Origin of the sequence: Pseudoclavibacter helvolus, assembly GCF_014191305.1 — a bacterium.
Lineage (GTDB): Bacteria > Actinomycetota > Actinomycetes > Actinomycetales > Microbacteriaceae > Pseudoclavibacter > Pseudoclavibacter helvolus.
Genome location: NZ_JACHWJ010000004.1, coordinates 232,276 through 249,315, shown reverse-complemented (window position 1 = coordinate 249,315; position 17,040 = coordinate 232,276). Strand labels below are relative to the sequence as shown.

General features: G+C 68.4%; 15 protein-coding genes. 2 read left to right on the top strand and 13 right to left on the bottom strand.

Translation table 11 applies throughout. From position 1 onward, the window contains the following. Window positions 1-20: 20 nt before the first annotated feature. The 12 genes from FHX72_RS13380 to FHX72_RS13325 form a co-directional block, all read right to left on the bottom strand. Window positions 21-962 carry a dihydrodipicolinate synthase family protein gene (locus FHX72_RS13380; protein WP_183625787.1) on the bottom strand — a complete coding sequence of 314 codons (942 nt, stop codon included), beginning with the start codon at window positions 960-962 and terminating at the stop codon, window positions 21-23. Further along, window positions 959-2,443: an FAD-dependent oxidoreductase gene (locus tag FHX72_RS19465; protein ID WP_068479381.1), complete on the bottom strand. Its 1,485-nt coding sequence runs from the start codon at window positions 2,441-2,443 to the stop codon at window positions 959-961. The genes FHX72_RS13380 and FHX72_RS19465 overlap by 4 nt, the downstream gene beginning before the upstream one ends. Continuing rightward, window positions 2,440-2,718 (bottom strand): (2Fe-2S)-binding protein, encoded by a 279-nt coding sequence (locus FHX72_RS13370; protein ID WP_183625786.1) that lies wholly within the window; start codon window positions 2,716-2,718, stop codon window positions 2,440-2,442. The genes FHX72_RS19465 and FHX72_RS13370 overlap by 4 nt, the downstream gene beginning before the upstream one ends. Next, window positions 2,715-3,899: an NAD(P)/FAD-dependent oxidoreductase gene (locus tag FHX72_RS13365; RefSeq protein WP_068479385.1), complete on the bottom strand. Its 1,185-nt coding sequence runs from the start codon at window positions 3,897-3,899 to the stop codon at window positions 2,715-2,717. The genes FHX72_RS13370 and FHX72_RS13365 overlap by 4 nt, the downstream gene beginning before the upstream one ends. 89 nt (window positions 3,900-3,988) lie before the next feature. Further along, window positions 3,989-4,699 carry an ABC transporter ATP-binding protein gene (locus tag FHX72_RS13360; RefSeq protein WP_068479387.1) on the bottom strand — a complete coding sequence of 237 codons (711 nt, stop codon included), beginning with the start codon at window positions 4,697-4,699 and terminating at the stop codon, window positions 3,989-3,991. After that, on the bottom strand, window positions 4,696-5,697 hold the full coding sequence (locus FHX72_RS13355) for an ABC transporter ATP-binding protein (RefSeq protein WP_183625784.1): 1,002 nt from the start codon (window positions 5,695-5,697) through the stop codon (window positions 4,696-4,698). The genes FHX72_RS13360 and FHX72_RS13355 overlap by 4 nt, the downstream gene beginning before the upstream one ends. Further along, on the bottom strand, window positions 5,694-6,824 hold the full coding sequence (locus FHX72_RS13350) for a branched-chain amino acid ABC transporter permease (protein WP_156475669.1): 1,131 nt from the start codon (window positions 6,822-6,824) through the stop codon (window positions 5,694-5,696). The genes FHX72_RS13355 and FHX72_RS13350 overlap by 4 nt, the downstream gene beginning before the upstream one ends. 4 nt (window positions 6,825-6,828) lie before the next feature. Continuing rightward, window positions 6,829-7,719, bottom strand: coding sequence for a branched-chain amino acid ABC transporter permease (locus FHX72_RS13345; protein WP_068479389.1), 891 nt, complete (start codon window positions 7,717-7,719; stop codon window positions 6,829-6,831). Between the two features lie 57 nt (window positions 7,720-7,776). After that, window positions 7,777-8,976, bottom strand: a complete 1,200-nt coding sequence (locus FHX72_RS13340; protein WP_082775232.1) for a branched-chain amino acid ABC transporter substrate-binding protein — start codon at window positions 8,974-8,976, stop codon at window positions 7,777-7,779. Window positions 8,977-9,126: 150 nt separating this feature from the next. Beyond that, window positions 9,127-9,816, bottom strand: a complete 690-nt coding sequence (locus FHX72_RS13335) for a GntR family transcriptional regulator (protein ID WP_244964239.1) — start codon at window positions 9,814-9,816, stop codon at window positions 9,127-9,129. 122 nt (window positions 9,817-9,938) lie between these two features. Further along, window positions 9,939-10,481 carry an EVE domain-containing protein gene (locus tag FHX72_RS13330; RefSeq protein ID WP_068479395.1) on the bottom strand — a complete coding sequence of 181 codons (543 nt, stop codon included), beginning with the start codon at window positions 10,479-10,481 and terminating at the stop codon, window positions 9,939-9,941. Between the two features lie 28 nt (window positions 10,482-10,509). Beyond that, window positions 10,510-11,046, bottom strand: a complete 537-nt coding sequence (locus tag FHX72_RS13325; protein ID WP_068479473.1) for a DUF4916 domain-containing protein — start codon at window positions 11,044-11,046, stop codon at window positions 10,510-10,512. Between the two features lie 31 nt (window positions 11,047-11,077). Between FHX72_RS13325 and FHX72_RS13320 the strand changes: the two genes are divergently transcribed. Next, on the top strand, window positions 11,078-11,776 hold the full coding sequence (locus tag FHX72_RS13320) for an alpha/beta hydrolase (RefSeq protein ID WP_183625782.1): 699 nt from the start codon (window positions 11,078-11,080) through the stop codon (window positions 11,774-11,776). Between the two features lie 56 nt (window positions 11,777-11,832). Here FHX72_RS13320 and FHX72_RS13315 read toward each other — a convergent pair whose 3' ends face one another. Next, complete coding sequence (locus FHX72_RS13315) at window positions 11,833-12,012, bottom strand: PspC domain-containing protein (protein WP_068479399.1); 180 nt, start codon at window positions 12,010-12,012, stop codon at window positions 11,833-11,835. Window positions 12,013-12,138: 126 nt separating this feature from the next. Here FHX72_RS13315 and FHX72_RS13310 point away from each other — a divergent pair, with 126 nt between their 5' ends. Continuing rightward, window positions 12,139-17,028: an Lhr family ATP-dependent helicase gene (locus FHX72_RS13310; RefSeq protein WP_183625780.1), complete on the top strand. Its 4,890-nt coding sequence runs from the start codon at window positions 12,139-12,141 to the stop codon at window positions 17,026-17,028. The last annotated feature ends 12 nt before the right edge of the window (window positions 17,029-17,040 follow it).

Here is a 17,040-nt window from a genome sequence, read left to right as displayed (position 1 = left end):
CCCCCATGTCTGCTGCGACCCTACTTGAGGGCGGCGAGTGCGTCGAGGGCGCGCTGCGTGTCGGCGCGTACCTGCGCCTCCATGGCAGGCGTGAGCGCCGCGCGTGGCGGACGGCAGGGCCCGCCATTGCGACCGACCATGTCCATGCCGAGCTTGATCGCCTGCACGAACTCCGTGCGAGAGTCCCAGCGGAACGCGGCGATCAGGCTCTTGTAAATTTCGCGCGCCTCGACGTAGCGGCCGGCGGCCATGTTGTCGTAGATCGCGACCGCCTCTGCGGGGAACACGTTCGGGTAGCCGGCGAACCATCCGGTGGCACCGTCGATCATGAGCTCGAACAGCACGTCATCGCTTCCCGCGATGACGTCGATCGTCGACCCAGCCGCCTCGCAGGCCTCCTGGATCTCGAATGCGCGGCGCACATCGCCCGAGAACTCCTTGACGGCGACGATGCCGTCGATCTTTGCGATTTCCGCGACGAGCTCCGGCCGGAGGTCGACCTTCGTGTCGAGCGGGTTGTTGTAGATCATGACGGGAAGACCAACCTCGGCGACCTTCGCGAAGTGCTCGGCGACATCGGCATCGGCCGAGCGGTACATGGTCGGCGGGAGGCAGAGCACGCCGTGTGCGCCGTCCTCCTTGGCGAGCTGCGTCCAGTACTGCGCCTGGTGCCAGCCCGGTCCGTGCACGCCGGCCACGACGATGCCGCGGTCGCCGACGGTCTCCACGGCGACCTGCACGACCTTGCGGCGCTCCTCGTCAGTAAGCGACGAGTACTCGCCGAGCGAACCGTTCGGGCCGACGCCGCGGCAGCCGTTCTCGATGAGCCAGTTGCAGTGCTCGGCGTACGCGTCGTAGTCGACGGCGAGGCCGGCAGGAGCCGAGGCGTCTTCCTTGTACGGGAGCGCCGTCGCGACGACGACACCGCCGAGGTCGAGGTGCGTGGAAGCTGTTGCGGTCATGGGTCTTGCCTTCCTGTCGAGGGATGCTGTTCTTCTGAGATTCCTGCCAGCTCTGCGAGCCGGATGGGGGTCTGGATGGGGCGTCGGTCGACGATGCCCTCGTCAAGCTCGCGCGCCGCGCCCGTCGCTGCTCGCAGCAGCTCCTCGGCGCTGCGGCCGCAGATGCGCGCCTGGCAGATACCGAGGCCCGCACGGGTGGAGAGCTTCTGCGAGCGGAGGCTCCGAGATCGGGTGGCGGAGGCCTTCCGGCGCAGCTGGCCCGCCGTGACCTCCTCGCAGCGGCACACGATCGTGTCGTCGCGGAGCCACTCCTGCCAACCGGGGCGCACCCCGTGCGCGGCCTCGATGCGCGCGGCGAACGAGCCGAAGATTGCGCGCTTGCGCTGGGCCTCGCTGACCTCCGGGTCACGGGACGCTCCGCCGGCGGCGCAGTGCCCAGCGACGCGCCCTTCCGCGAGAGAGAGGTCGACCCCGCCGATACCGGTGACCTCGCCGGCCGCGTAGACGCCGGGAGCGCTTGTCGCGCACGACTCGTCGATGCGGACGAACCTGTCGTCGGTCAGCGCGCATCCCGCGGCTATCGCGACCTCGAGGCGGGGCGTGAACCCGTGCGTGACGCAAACGGCGTCGCACGCGACCTCGCGCTCGCTGCCGGGAATCGGCCGCCACTGGGCGTCGACGCTCGCGATCGTGACGCGCTCGACGCGACCATCGCCGTGGGCTTCCACGACGGCCTCGCCCACGCGGTACGGGATGCGGTGGCGCAGCTGGCCAGCGACGTAGCCGAAGAGCTCCTGCACCTTGCCTGGCGCTCCGGCCAGCTGCCACGGCTTCGGGAGCCAGCCGGAGGCGAGCCGAGGGACGCGGTTGGCCTCGACGACCTCGCGGACCCGCGACCCCACCTGCGAGAGCGACGCCGCAACGGGCAGCAGGAACGGGCCCGCTCCGGCGACAACCACGTTGTCGCCGACGGCGACACGCTCGCTCTTCGCGAACGCCTGCGCGGCTCCCCCTGTGAAGACGCCTGGCAGGTCCCAGCCTGGGAACGGGAGCGTGCGGTCGTGCGCGCCCGTCGCGACGACGATGGCGTCCGGCCGAAGCGTCGAGGTCACCCGGTCTGCCGCGTCGGCGGGTCCCGTGAGGAGTTGCAGGGAGGGCATTGCGACACCGGGAGCTGACGGGTCACTGCTCGGCGCATCCACGGCCCACACGGTGGTCTCGGTGAGCAGCGTGATGTCGACGTGCGACCGAACTCGTCGGTCGAGGTCCTGGAACTTCGACCAGCCGTGGTGCATCGCCTCCTGGCCCGCACCATCGCGGTCGTCCGGCAGGTGCCGCCAGTACTGCCCGCCGAGGTCACGACCCGACTCGATGAGGGTTACGCGTGCCCCGCGCTCGGCGGCGGCCAGCGCGGCCGCGAGCCCCGCGGGGCCCCCGCCGACAATGGCGACCCGGCGCCGATTCCGCTGCGTCGAGATCATTGTGAGCTCACCTCGTCGCCGTCGCACGCGCGCCGCTGGCACGCGCGCACATCCGGAACTCCGTCGACCGTCACGAGGCAGTCGAAGCACACGCCGATTCCGCAGAACAGGCCGCGCGGCTTGCCCGCGACGGCCGTTTCGCGCCACGAGATGCGACCGGAGCCGAGCAGCACTCCGGCGATACTCTGCCCCTCGATTCCCTCGACGCTCTCACCGTCGACCGTGATGCGGACGGGCCTCTCTGCCCTCTTACCTGCGCCTGTGCGCTCACTCATGCGACAGCGTCCAGCACTCCGGCCAGCGTGTCGCGCGACGGCGAGAACTGGGCGGCGTCAATTTGCGCCTCCGCGCCATCCATGAGGTCCCCGATGAGCGATGCCGTCGGAAGGGAGAGCCCGATCCCGGCGCCCTCGTGACCCGTCGCGTGCCACAAGCCGGAGAGCCGCGCATCCGGCCCGATGAGAGGAAGGTGGTCAGGCATGAACGGACGGAAGCCCGAGTAGCTGCGGATGATCGCCGTCTCGGCAAGGAACGGGAAGATCGAGATGGCCTTCGCCGCGAGCTGGCTGAGCACGTTCGCGCGGAAGGCGTCGTCGAAGCCGATCTGCTCACGGCTCGAGCCGATGAGCACCGTGCCGCCTGGCGTCGACTCGACAACGCTCGAGGTCATGAGGCCGACGTCGCCCGAGCCGACAGCACCCACGTAGTCGGCGTCGTACACCTTGTGGAAGACCCGCTGGGGCATCTTCGCAGTCACGAGCACAACTCCCCTTCGCGGGCGGACGGGTAGAGGCACACCGAGCGCAGCCGACACCTCACCTGACCAGGGACCAGCAGCAACAACGACGTCGTTGCCACGCACATCGCCGGCGGATGTACGCACGCCCACGAGGCGCCCGCCCTCACGGAGAGCCCCCGTCACGTTGTGGTGCTCCAGGATGCTCGCCCCACGGACCCGGGCAAGCGCAACCAGCGCTTCGGTCGCGATGGTCGGCTGCACCTGACTGTCGCCCGGGTACCAGACGGCTGCGGTCACGCGGTCGGTGAGCCAGGGCTCGAGCTCGCGGGCCTCTGCCAGCGTGACCGACTCAGCGGCGATGTCCGCGCCGCGCTGAGTTGCAGCGAAGTCGAGGAGCGCGGAGGCTCCCCCCTCGGTTGTCGCCACGACGAGGCCACCCTTGGCCTCGAACTCGATATCGGGAAAGTCACCGCCGAGTTCATCGCGGAAGGTGCCTGCGAGCTTCGACCAGGCCGCGTTCGCGAGCTTCGACAGCTCCAGCTCGGCGCCTGGCCCCTTGTCCGAGACGAGGAGGTTGCCTTCGCAGTGGGCACTTGTGCCACTCGCAACGCGACCGCGCTCGATGAGCGCGACCCGACGACCTCGGCCGGCGAGCTCAGCCGCGCAGGCCGCGCCCACGATGCCGCCGCCGATGACAACAACGTCGTAGTTGCTCATCTCCGCACCTCCTCTAAGTAATATGTCACACACCATCGGACCTTGCAAGCCTGGCCCGCCCCGTATTCGGGACGGGCCAGGTGGATCCATCAGCCCAGGTAGGCCTCGATGACAGCCTTGTCCTTCGCAAGATCGGACGCGAGACCGGACAAGGTCACGTGACCGTGCTCGATGACGTACGCACGGTGCGCGACCTTGAGCGCGGCGCGCGCGTTCTGCTCGACAAGCAGCACGGTCGCCCCTCGCTCATTGATGCGCCCGATGAGCTCCATCACCTGCTTCACGACCAGCGGGGCCAACCCCATGGAAGGCTCGTCGAGCAGCAGCAGCTTCGGGCCGCCGACGTACGCCCGAGCGATCGCCACCATCTGCTGCTCGCCGCCAGACAGCGTGCCACCCTGCTGTGTGCGCCGCTCGAGGAGACGAGGCATGAGCTCGTAGCACTCCTCGACGCGCTCGGCCACGACCTTCGGGTCCTTCACCTGGTACCCACCGAGCAGCAGGTTCTCGTGTACCGACATCGTCGAGAAGATGCGCCTGCCCTCCGGCACGTGGATGAGCCCGTCGCGCACGAGGTCCCACGGCTTGGCACTCGAGATGTCCTTGCCGCGCCACGTGAGCGTTCCGCTCTTGGCCCTCGCGAGGCCGGAGAGCATCGTGAGCGTGCTCGTCTTGCCTGCACCGTTGTTGCCGAGCAGAGAAACGACCTCACCCTCGTTGACCTCGATCGACAGACCACGCAGCGCCTGCACGCGGCCGTAGAAGAGGTCGACGTCCTTCACTTCCAATTCAACGCTCATGGCCGTTCCTCCTCCGCGGAGCTCTCTTCCGCGATGTCCTCTTCATCGATCCGGTCGCGGAGGGTGCGAGGCCGTTCGGGCGAGTCGAGCTCCTCCGCTGCGACCTCTTCCGCGACCTCGTCCTCCGGATCTTCGACACCCAGGTACGCCTCGATGACCCTGGGGTCGTTCTTGACGTCCTCCGGCAGCCCATCCGCGATCTCCCGGCCGAAGTTGAGCACGATCACACGCTCCGAGATCTCCATCACGAGGCCCATATCGTGCTCGATGAGCACGATGCCGACCCCGAGGTCCCTGATCTTGCGGATCAGGGCGATGAGCTCCTGCTTCTCGTTGTGGTTGAGGCCAGCCGCAGGCTCGTCGAGCAGCAGCAGCTTGGGCTGCGTTGCGAGGGCACGCGCGATCTCCACGCGCCGCTGTTCGCCGTACGGCAGCTGCGACGCGAGCAGGTCGTCGTCGAGCGAGTAGCCGACGAAATCGAGCCAGCCACGCGCATCCTCGAGCGCCTGCGCCTCGATCTTCTTGTAGCCGATCGTGTGCAGCATGGTCTGGAACACGTTCTGTCGGATGCGCGCGTGCATGGCCGTCTTCACGTTGTCGATGACCGACATGTCCCGGAACATTCGCACGTTCTGGAAGGTGCGGCTCAACCCGAGTCGCGTGATGGTCGACGGCTGCTTACGCATGATGTCCACGCCGTCGAACGTGATCGTTCCCGACGTCGGCCTATAGAAGCCCGTGATGCAGTTGAAGGCGCTCGTCTTACCAGCGCCGTTCGGTCCGATCACCGAGATGATCTCGCCCGCGTACGCATCGAACGACGTTCCGTCGACGGCCTTCACGCCGCCGAACTGCAGGCGAAGGTCGCGCACAGACAGCAGCGGATCCCCCGCGTGCGCCCGCCTGAACTCCTCGGCGACCGCGGTCACCGACTCCGTCTTCGGCACATCGATCGGCGCGGTCCCATAGACCTCGCCCGTGCCCGATCCCTGGCTCATGCCTGCTCCTTCGAGAGGTCGATGTTGGCGTCTGGCGCCTCATGGGCCGAGAACCCGTCCTTCGGAGACGGCGGCTCGCCCTTGGCGCGCGACTTGAGGAACGGCAGGATGGCCGTCGCAGGCCAGATACCCTGCGGCCGGAAGATCATCATGACCACCAGCAGCACGCCGAAGACGAGGAAGCGCCAGTCGGAGAAGTCGCGCAGGATCTCGGGCAGCAGCGAGACGAGCAGCGCACCGACGATGACGCCGGGGATCGAGCCCATGCCGCCGAGCACAACCGCCATGAGCAGCAGCGCCGAGTTGAGGAACACGAACGACGTCGGGCTGATGGCCGTCTGGTGCGCGGCCATGAGCACGCCAGCAAGTCCACCGAACACTGCGCCGAGCACGTACGCGCCGAGTTTCGTCGTGTACGTGTTGACACCCATGGCCTCGGCGGCGTCCTCATCGTCCTTGATGGCGCGCCAGGCGCGACCCATCTTGCCCTTGCCGAGCCGGGAAGCGGCGATGATCGCGGCCCCTCCCGCGACGATGACACAGAGGAAGTAGAGCAGGATCTTGCCGTTGAACTCGATGCCGCCGATCGTGAGGCCGTCGGCGAACGACCATCCGAAGAACTCGAACGTGTCGATGCCGGAGATTCCCGAGGGACCGCCCGTGACCTCGAGGTTGTTGGCCGTGAGGCGGATGATCTCTCCGAAGCCGAGCGTCACGATGGCGAGGTAGTCGCTGCGCAGCCGAAGCGTCGGGCCGCCGATGATGAGGCCCGCGAGGATGCACGCGACGATGACAAACGGGATGGTCGCGATGAGCGGCATATCGAGCAGGGTGTTGAGGACGCCCGCCGTGTACGCGCCGACCGCGAAGAATGCGTAGTAGCCGAGGTCGAGGAGACCCGCGTAGCCGACGACGATGTTGAGGCCCATCGCGAGCATGATGTAGATCATCGCCGAGGTGCCGATGGAGATGACGTAGGGCGTCGCGTTGATGAACGGGAGCAGGAACGCGAACAGGAACAGCACGAGCCCGACGAGGTTCATGAACGTCTTTGGATTCAGTAGCCCCTTGCGTGGGGTCGGTCGTTCGACGGTCGGCGCAGGCGCCTGGAGTCTGATGTCGGTCATGGGATCACATCCGTTCCACGACGCGAGCACCGAGGATGCCGGTCGGTCTGAAGGACAGGAAGAGGATCAGGCACGCGAACGAGAAGACGTCTCGCCATTCTCCGCCGAGCCAGTGGGTGCCGAACGCCTCGAGCAAGCCGAGCACCAGCCCGCCGAGCATGGCGCCGTACAGGTTTCCGATACCGCCGATGACGGCGGCCGTGAAGGCCTTCAACCCGATGACGAAGCCGGCGAGGAAGTCGATCGTTCCGTAGTAGGCGCCAGCCATGACGCCGGCGGCACCGGCGAGGGCGGAGCCGATGAAGAAGGTGCGCGAGATGACCTTGTTGACGTTGACGCCCATGAGCTGCGCGGCCGTCGGGTCGAGCGCGATGGCTCGCATGGCACGACCGTCGCGCGAGCGCATGATGTACGTGTTGAGGCCGAACATGAGGGCGGCCGCGACGAGCATCATCACGATCTGCGGCATCGTGATGCGGCCGCCGAGGAGATCGAGCGTCTCGCCTTCGAGACGCGTCGGGTACACCTTGGGGTCTGGCCCGAAGATCTGGCGCACGCCGTACTCGAGGATGAACGACATTCCGACCGCCGTGATGAGCACCGCGAGCCTCGGGCTCGAGCGCAGCGGGCGGTAGGCGACCCGCTCGATGGTCACGCCGAGGATGCCGGTGAAGATCATCGCGAGGAGCATGACGAGCAGGATCGAGAGGATGCCGCCCCCGGCGAGGCCGGAGAACGCGGAGAAGATAGTGAGGCCGGCGAACGCGCCGACCATGTAGACGTCGCCGTGAGCGAAGTTGAGCAGCTTGATGATGCCGTACACCATGCTGTAGCCGAGCGCCACGAGCGCATAGAAGGATCCGACGAAGAGCCCGTCGATGATGAGTTGAATCACAGTGGTTCCTGACTGCAGAAGCGGGCGGGGAGTTCCCTCCCCGCCCGCCGTGGCTGACTAGCTCTTCAGGTCATCCTCGAGGATGAAGGTGCCGTCGGGTCCGACGGTGACGATGGCGAAGCCGCCCTCGCTCAGCGTGCCCTCTTCCGTGAAGGTGAGGGGTCCGGAGAAGATGTCGAAGCCGTCGAGCGCGTTGAGCGCGTCGATGACCGCTGGCCCCTCAGTGGTGCCTGCATCCTCGATCGCCTGGGCGACGACGCGGACTGCGTCGTAGCTCTGGGTCGAGTACGGGCCGGGGGCCGCTCCGAACTTCTCGGTGTAGGCGTCGATCCAGTCGGTTGCGCCCTCGAGCATGTCCGGGGTCTGCGTGAACGTGCCGAGCACACCCTCGGAGGAGCTGCCTGCGATCTCAGCGAACTTCGCGTCGACCGAGCCGTCGGCGACCATGATCTTGCCCGTGTAGCCGGCCGAGCGCAGCTGCTGCGTGATCAGGCCGCCCTCTTGGTAGTAGCCGGTCCAATACATCATGTCGGGGTTCGCGGAGACGACCTTGTTGACGTTGGCCGCGTAGTCGGACTCGCCGGCGTTGACCGACTCCTCGAGCACAACCTCGATGCCGAGCTCCTTGGCCTGCTCGGAAGCGGACTTCGCGAGGTCGGTCGAGTAGTCGGTGTTGTCATCGACGAGGGCGAGCGTCTTGACGCCCTGCTTCTCGGCGTACTTGAGCATGGCCTGCGCCTGCTGCGTGCCGGTTCCGTTGATCAGGAACACGTTGTCGAGACCTGCCGCGACCAGCTGGTTCGAGTTGGCGGCCGGAATCACCATGGGGATCTCGGCCGTGTTGAAGATCGGGAGCGTGGGGAGCGTCGCGCCGGAGCAGTAGCCGCCGACCGAGGCGACGACGCCGTCGGTCACGAGCTTGTTCGCTGCGGCCGTTGCGCTCGTCGCGTCACAGGCGTCGTCGGCGGTGACAAGCTCGAGCTGGCGGCCGAGAACGCCTCCAGCTTCGTTGAGCTCGTCGATGGCCATCTGGGCGCCGTTCTCCATGTACGGGCCGAAGGCGGACTCCGAGCCAGAGAAGGGGGCAGCCAGGCCCAGCTTGATGGGCCCGTCTTCGGACGCGGCGTCGCCTCCTCCGGCGACACCTCCGGAACATCCGGTCAGTGCCAGTGCGGCAGTTGCGAGGAGGGCTCCTGGGAGGAGCACTCTCTTCCAGATGCCAGCACCCCGAGGGCTGGTGGAACGACGTGCAGTCATGGTGAGTTCCTTCCGAACAGACGTCAGAATCGCCGGACCATCTCCGGTGATGGGATGTCACACATTACTGTTCGACGGAGTGCCGCAGAAGGCCCCTGCGCACGCTTGAAACACAGTTGTTACAAAGTGTTTCGCTAGGTGGAGGGTTTGTTAAGCCTCTTCGGGTAGGCCAGCCCACCAGCCGACAACATGGCCGATGTGGCGATGCATGAGCTCGGCAGCTTCATCCGCTTTGCCAGCTTCGAGGAGCACAAGCAGCTCGGCGTGCTCACGCGACGAGGCGGTGAGCTCCTCGGAGCCCAGCATCTCCGTCAGCCCCGTGAGCCGCGTCTGACGCCGGAGCGCCGTGACGATCGACACGAGCCGGTCGTTGCCGGCGAGGCTCAGCAGCTTGGCGTGGAACTCGATATCGACGGCGAGGTACAGCGGCAGGTCACCAGCGGCCGAGGCCGCGTCGATCCGGGTCGCGAGGTCGTGCAGCTCCGTCCGTGGACCCTCCGGGAAGTCTGCGGCGAGTTCGCGCACGACGGGCACCTCGAGCATCTGCCTGACCTCGACGATCTGCCGCAACTCCTCGACCGAGACGTGCGTAACGCGGAAGCCCTTATTCCGGACCGGCTCCACGAACCCCAGCTTCTCGAGGTTGAGCATCGCCTCCCGGACGGGGGTCGCCGACACCTCGAACCTGGCCGCAAGCGCTGGGACCGAGACAAGCTCGCCCGCCGCCAGGCCCCCGGAGACGATCGCGGCGGCGACCGAATCCTCGATCGTGGCGCGCAGACTCGACTGCTGCGCCGCTGGCCTGAAGTCCAACGCGTCGATCATGGACACCCCGTTCATTGAGCTCACTGTGGTCGGAAAGCGTAAGCACACCTCAGCGGTGTTCGTTACGCACACTCAATAATGTGTCACATGCGCCCCCAAACGCGCGGTTGCACGCCGAATGGTCAGGCGCGGGATGCTCAGAAACGGATCGCGTACGGGTCCTCGCCCGGATCAGCGTCACGGTAGCCCGACGACTGCTCCGTCTGCGCGAGGCCCGTCTCGCGGATGAGCCCCATGCCGAGTGCGCTCGGCTCCGGCGAAGGCCGCCTGACCGCATCCTCGAAGATCTCGAAGTCCCTGCGCGACAGCTCGAGCCAGCCCGCGCGAAGCCGTTCGCCCCAGTACTTGTCGTTGCGGGTCAGATCAAGCAGGTCGCGCAGCGGACGGATGGGCGCGGGGCGCGACTCGCGCATCCACTGCACCTCACGGCGCCAGGGCGACGACCCGCGCCCACCCGCCCGATACGGTTCGTCGTCGAGCACGTACCCCGCCTGCACGACGCTGCGCAGCGGCTCGCCGTCTGGGTTCACCTCGCGCGGGCAGTACAGGGCGACCCCATCGGAGACCCGCATCTGTTCGACTCCCTCGAGCACTCCCCACGGCGCCTGTACAAAGCCGCCCTCGACCATCGCGAGGGCGCGATCGAAGGGCTGCACGACGAGCCAGTAGCGAATGGCCATGGGAACGAGGCCGCAAGAGGCGCGGCGGCTACGGCCAGAGGCCGAGGTGGCCGATCGCCGTGCGAAGCACGTGGCCGCGTCCACCCTCGAGCTCCTCGAGGAGGTCGGGGTCGAGGGCCTGCTGCGGGGTCAGCCAGGTGATCTCCAGCGCGTCCTGGCGCGGGTTGCACTCCCCCGCGACCGGCACGATGAACTCGAGCGCAACCGCGTGCTGGCGCGAGTCGAAGAGGCCGGAGCCCGGCATCGGCGAGAACTCCGCGACGGTGAAGGGCGAAAGCGCCTGCGGCAGAGCCGGGAACGCCATCGTGCCGAGGTCCTTCTCCAGGTGCCGCAGCAGCGCATCCCGGATCGACTCGCCGTACTGCACTCGGCCAGAGACGAACGAGCGCGTCATGACGCCCTGATTGTCGGCGCGCAGCAGCACGCCGAGGTGCTCGACCTTGCCGGAGGCGTCGACACGTACCGGGATGGCCTCGACATACAGCATCGGCACGCGACGCCGCACGAGCGCGAGCTCGTCGTCGTTCATCCAGCCGGACTCGGGATCAGGAGTGCGCACCGTCATGACCCCATTGTGGACCATGTATGTTTCCCGGGTGAGCACAGCATCCACAGGTATCGACCCGACCACCCTCCTCTGGCGCGGCGGTGACGCCGCAGACGCAGGTACCAGCGCCGTCCCGATCGTCGTGGGACTGCACGGCTACGGGGCAGACGGCACCGACATCTTCGACCTGACGAGGCACATGCCCGGCGCGTTCCGCTACGTCTCCGTGCCAGCGCCGCACGTGCAACCAGAGGGCGGGCGCGAGTGGTTCCCGTTGCGCTTCGCCGACCCTGCGACCGGGGAGGTCGCGGTCGACGCCGACGCTCTGGTCGGGGTCGAGAACGGCGCAAACGAGGCGGCGGATGCCGTCCTGGCTCTGCTCGATGGCCTGGGAGTGTTTTCCTCTGGCGCGCCCGTGGCACTGCTCGGCTACTCGCAGGGCGGCATCGTCGCAATGCAGGCGCTTCGTCACCGCCCGTCTGCCTTCGCGGGCGCGCTGCTGCTCTCCGGGCTAGTCGCCGTTGGCACAGTCGCCGGCGACGCCGAACTCGCGCAGACCCGCCCGCCGGTCTTCTGGGGTCGAGGCGACACCGACACCGTCATCCCCGCGCTCGCCGTCGAGCACACGGCAGCATGGCTTGAGGCCCACGTCAACGCAGAGATCTACGTCGAGGCGGGCCTCGCACACGCGGTCTCCGAGACCGAGCTGCAGCTCATGGCGGCGTTCCTCGAGCGGGTGCTCGCCTAGCTCGATCTCGGAATCGAACGCTCGGGGTCGGCCTCTCGGCCGGCTCCCGTTCGGCTCTAGTCGTTCGGGATGAGCAGCCAGAGCGCCAGGTAGATGATGACCTGCGGGCCGGGGATGAGCACCGAGAGGACAGTGAGCAGGCGGACGACAAACGGCGACCAGCCGAATCGCTGCGCGATACCCGCGCAGACACCGGCGATGACGCGGCCGCTACGGGGGCGGACAAGACGCTTCATGTGAGATCACTCCTTCAGAACGTGGTGCATCCAGCTTCGCCCATGCCGGCTGAATGCTCGTCCCTCGGGAGGCTGATCCCGTCCCCCTGAAGGCTGATGTCGGTGGTGTGTGGTTCTGTTGTCCTCATGCCTGAATCGACCGCGCTCGACGCGTTCTCCCCCGCCACACGGGAGTGGTTCCGCGGCGCCTTCGTCGGCCCGACGGCCGTGCAGGAGGCGTCGTGGCGCGAGATCGCCGATGGGCACCACACCCTGGTCGTGGCGCCGACGGGCTCTGGCAAGACGCTGAGCGCCTTCCTCTGGGCGATCGACCAGCTGGCCGCCGAGCGTGGCGCGCAGAGCAAGGAAGCGAGCGCGGAGCGTCGCACGCGAGTCGTGTACCTGTCGCCACTCAAAGCGCTTGGCGTCGATGTCGAGCGGAACCTGCACTCGCCCCTCGTCGGCATCACGCAGACAGCGAGGCGACTCGGGGCTGTAGCGCCGGACATCCGCGTGGGCGTGCGCTCGGGTGACACGAGTCCGACGGAGCGCAGGCAGCAGCTGCGCAACCCGCCAGACATCCTCATCACGACTCCAGAGTCGCTGTACCTCATGCTCACGTCGCAAGCGAGGAAGACGCTGACGGGCGTGACGACCGTCATCATCGACGAAGTGCACGCGGTCGCCTCGAGCAAGCGCGGCGCGCATATGGCGCTCACGCTCGAGCGACTCGACGCCCTGCTCGAGCGGCCCGCGCAGCGCATCGGGCTCTCGGCGACCGTCCGGCCCCTCGACGAGATGTCCAGGTTCCTCGCGGGCAACGCGCCCGTCAAGGTCGTCGCTCCCCCGAGCACGAAGACCTTCAAGCTCGAGGTGCGCGTGCCGGTCGAAGACCTGAGCGACATAGGCATGACGAGGGCGGGGGCTGCGACGCCGACGTCGGCAGACGCATCCGGTGCCACGACCGACGCCGACCCCTTCGCCGACTTCGAGGCTGGCGCAGCCGCTGGCTCGCTGCGCGACCCTGCTGGCGACGCCGAGGAAAGTGGCTCGGTGTGGCCGCACATCGAGGAGGCGATCGCCGACGTCGTCGAGTCTCACCGCTCCACGATCGTGTTCGTTAACTCCAGGCGCCTCGCGGAGCGCCTCACGGCGCGGCTCAACGAGATCGCGGAGGAACGGGCGACTGCGGATGCCCCGGCACTCGAGGGAGTATCCGACCCCGACCCCGACCCCTACAGCGCCGCGGCCCCAGGGGTGCGCTGGTCGTCCGGCGACCACAGCGTTCGCCCCAGCGCCGACCCGAAGCGCCCGCCGGCAGTATCGATGGGGCAGGCGGGTCAGTCCGCCGGTGCCCCGCTGTCGTTCGCGCGCGCCCACCACGGCTCGGTGTCGAAGGAGTCGCGCGCCGAGGTCGAGAACGCCCTCAAGAGCGGCACTCTGCGCTGCGTCGTCGCGACCTCCAGCCTCGAGCTCGGCATCGACATGGGCGATGTCGACCTCGTTGTGCAGGTCGAGTCGCCTCCCTCGGTCGCGAGCGGGCTCCAGCGCGTGGGCCGCGCGGGCCACCAGGTGGGTGAGACCTCAGAGGGCACGATCTTCCCCAAGCACCGGGCGGACGTGCTGCACTCCTCCGTGCTCGCGTCCCGCATGGTGACGGGGCAGATCGAGCGGATGCGGGTGCTCGCCAACCCGCTCGACGTGCTGGCGCAGCAGACCATCGCGGCGGCGGCCATCGAGGACCTCGACGTCGAGGAGTGGTTCGACCTCGTCCGCCGATCCGCCCCGTTCACCTCGCTCTCGCGCCCCCTGTTCGACGCGACCCTCGACCTCCTTTCTGGCAAGTACCCGTCAGACCAGTTCTCCGAGCTTCGCCCCCGTCTCGTCTGGGACCGGGACCTGGGCACGCTGACGGGGCGGCCGGGGGCCGCGCGCCTGGCCGTGACCTCAGGCGGGACGATCCCCGACCGCGGGCTCTTCGGCGTCTTCCTCGCCGGCTCCGAGGACTCCGACGCGCAGCGCGGCCCGAGGCGCGTCGGCGAGCTCGACGAGGAGATGGTCTACGAGTCCCGCGTCGGCGACATCTTCGCGCTCGGCGCGACGAGCTGGCGCATCGCCGAGATCACCTTCGACCGCGTGCTCGTGACCCCGGCCTACGGGCAGCCGGGCCGCCTCCCGTTCTGGACGGGCGACGCACTCGGACGGCCATCCGAACTCGGCCAGGCGATCGGCGCCATCACGAGGGAGATCGCCGCGAAGGGTGAGGTACCCGAGGCGCTTTCGACCCTCATGGACGAGAACGCCGTGCAGAATGCGGTCGCCTACGTGCGTGAACAGCAGGACGCCACCGGCCAGGTCCCGAGCGACCACACGCTCATCGTCGAACGCACGAAGGACGAACTCGGCGACTGGCGGATCATCCTGCACTCGCCGTACGGCTCACCCGTGCACTCGCCGTGGGGCCTCATCGTCGCCGCGCGTATCCGCGACCGCTACGGGATCGACGGCGGGGTCGTCGCAAGCGACGACGGCATCATCGTGCGTATCCCAGAGGGCGACGCCGAGCCACCGGGCGCCGAGCTGTTTGTTCTCGAGGCCGACGAGATCGAGCAGATCGTGGCGCGAGAGGTGGGCGGCTCCGCGCTCTTCGCGTCACGCTTCCGTGAGGCCGCCGCCCGCGCCCTCCTCCTCCCACGACTCAACCCGGGCAAGCGCTCGCCGCTGTGGCAGCAACGGCAGAAGGCGGCGCAGCTGCTCGACGTCGCGAAGCAGTACCCGACCTTCCCAATCATCCTCGAGGCCGTGCGCGAGGTACTGCACGACGTCTACGACCTGGACGCGCTTGTCGACCTCGCGAAGCGCATCGCGGGGCGCGAAGTGCGCCTCGTGGATGTCACGACCGAACAGGCCTCGCCCTTCGCCCGCACGCTGCTGTTCGGCTACGTCGGCGCGTTCATGTATGAGGGCGACAGCCCGCTCGCCGAACGCCGCGCAGCCGCCCTGGCGCTCGACACGAGCCTCCTCGCCGACCTCCTCGGCCGCGTCGAGCTGCGAGAGCTGCTCGACGCCAAGGTCATCGCCCAGCTCGAAGCCGAGCTGCAACGCACCGCGCCAGACCGCCGGGCGCGCGACGCCGAGGGTGTTGCCGACCTGCTGCGGGTACTGGGCCCGATCAGCGTGGAGGAGATCGCAGAACGCCTGCGCGGCGACGAACCCGAGCACGATGCGGCCGACGAGACGCGACCTCCCGAGGAGCGCCCAAGCGCGAGCGTCGAGCTCGCCGAGCAGTACGCCGCGGAGCTCGTGGCTGCGAAGCGGGCCCTGCGTGTGCGCATCGCAGGTGTCGAGCGCATCGCCGCCATCGAGGACGCGAGCAGACTGCGTGACGCCCTCGGCGTGGCGCTGCCCATCGGCGTCCCCGTCGCGTTCGTCGACCCCGTCGAAGACCCGGTCGGTGACCTCGTCTCGCGCTATGCGCGCTCGCACGGCCCCTTCTCGGTCGCCGAGGTCGCCGAGCGCTACGGCACAGGCCAGGCCGTGGTTCGCGAAGCCCTTACGCGCCTTGAGCTCGCCCGCCGCGTCGTCGAGGGCGAGTTCCGGCCAGACCGCGAGGGCTCCGAGTGGGTCGACGAGACCGTGCTCAAGCGGCTCCGCTCCCGTTCCCTCGCGGCGCTCCGCAGTGAGATCGAGCCAGTCGACCACGCAGCCTTCGCGAGGTTCCTGCCCGCTTGGCAGCACGTCGGGGGCGACCTCCGCGGCATCGACGGGCTCATCACGGTCATTGACCAGCTCGCGGGGGTGCCCGTTCCGGCATCGGCGCTCGAGAGCCTCGTCCTCCCCGCCCGGGTCCGCGATTACCACCCGAGCATGCTCGACGAGCTCACGACCGCGGGAGAGGTCCTGTGGCGAGGTCACGGCGCGATCGGCTCGAGCGACGGCTGGGTCAGTCTGCACCTCGCCGACACGGCGCACCTCACTCTGCCGGACCAGCCGGAAGGCGAACCGGACGCGCGCGGCAGGCACATCCTCGACGCCCTGGCCGGGTCTGGCCCAGGCTTCTTCCCCCAGCTCTCCAGGCACGTGCGGCTCATGCTCGAGCCCGAGTCCATCAGCGACCGCGAGCTCTCCGACGCGCTGTGGGCGCTCGTGTGGCAAGGCCGCGTAACCAACGACACCCTCGCTCCCTTGCGCGCTCTCCTCTCAGGTGGGCCGGGCGCGGCGAGCACCTCGGCGCACCGAGCCCCGAGCCGAGCCGCACGAGGCAGGCTGTACCGAGGCCGCGTCGCCATGGCGCCGACCGAGTCGGCGGGCAGCCCCACTGCATCCGCCTTCGCAGCCCAGCGCCCAGCCGCGTCGCAGCCCCACACGAGCGGGCGCTGGACCCTCGGGCTACACGGCGTGAGCGACGCAACCGAGCGAGGCCTCGCGATCGGCGACCTGCTGCTCGACCGCTACGGCATCGTGACCCGCGGAAGCGTCATGGCGGAGGAAATCCTCGGCGGGTTCGCCCTTGTGTATCGCGTACTCGCCCGCTTCGAGGAGTCAGGAAAGGCGCGGCGAGGCTACTTCATCGAGAAGCTCGGCGCGGCCCAGTTCTCGACGGTCGGCGCCGTCGACCGGCTGCGGAGCTTCACGAACGAGCTCGACGCCGAGAAACGCTTTGAGACCCTCACGCTCGCGGCGACCGACCCGGCGAATCCGTACGGAGCGGCCCTTGCCTGGCCAGAGGCCGAGGAGTCGCAGACCAAGCACCGGCCGGGGAGGAAAGCAGGCGGGCTCGTCACGATGATCGACGGCGAGCTTGCCCTGTACGTCGAGCGAGGCGGCAAGACGCTGCTCACCTTCACCGACTCCGACGAGGTGCTGCGCGCCGCCGCGCGCTCCCTCGCCGAGACCGTGCGGCGGGCGCGCATCCCGAACCTCGTGATCGAGCGCGTCGACGGCACGTTTGTCCTTGAGACACCGCTCGCCAGCATGCTGCAGGAGGGCGGGTTCTCACTCACGACCCGCGGCCTGCGGATGCGACCAGGCAACTGAACCCCAACAACG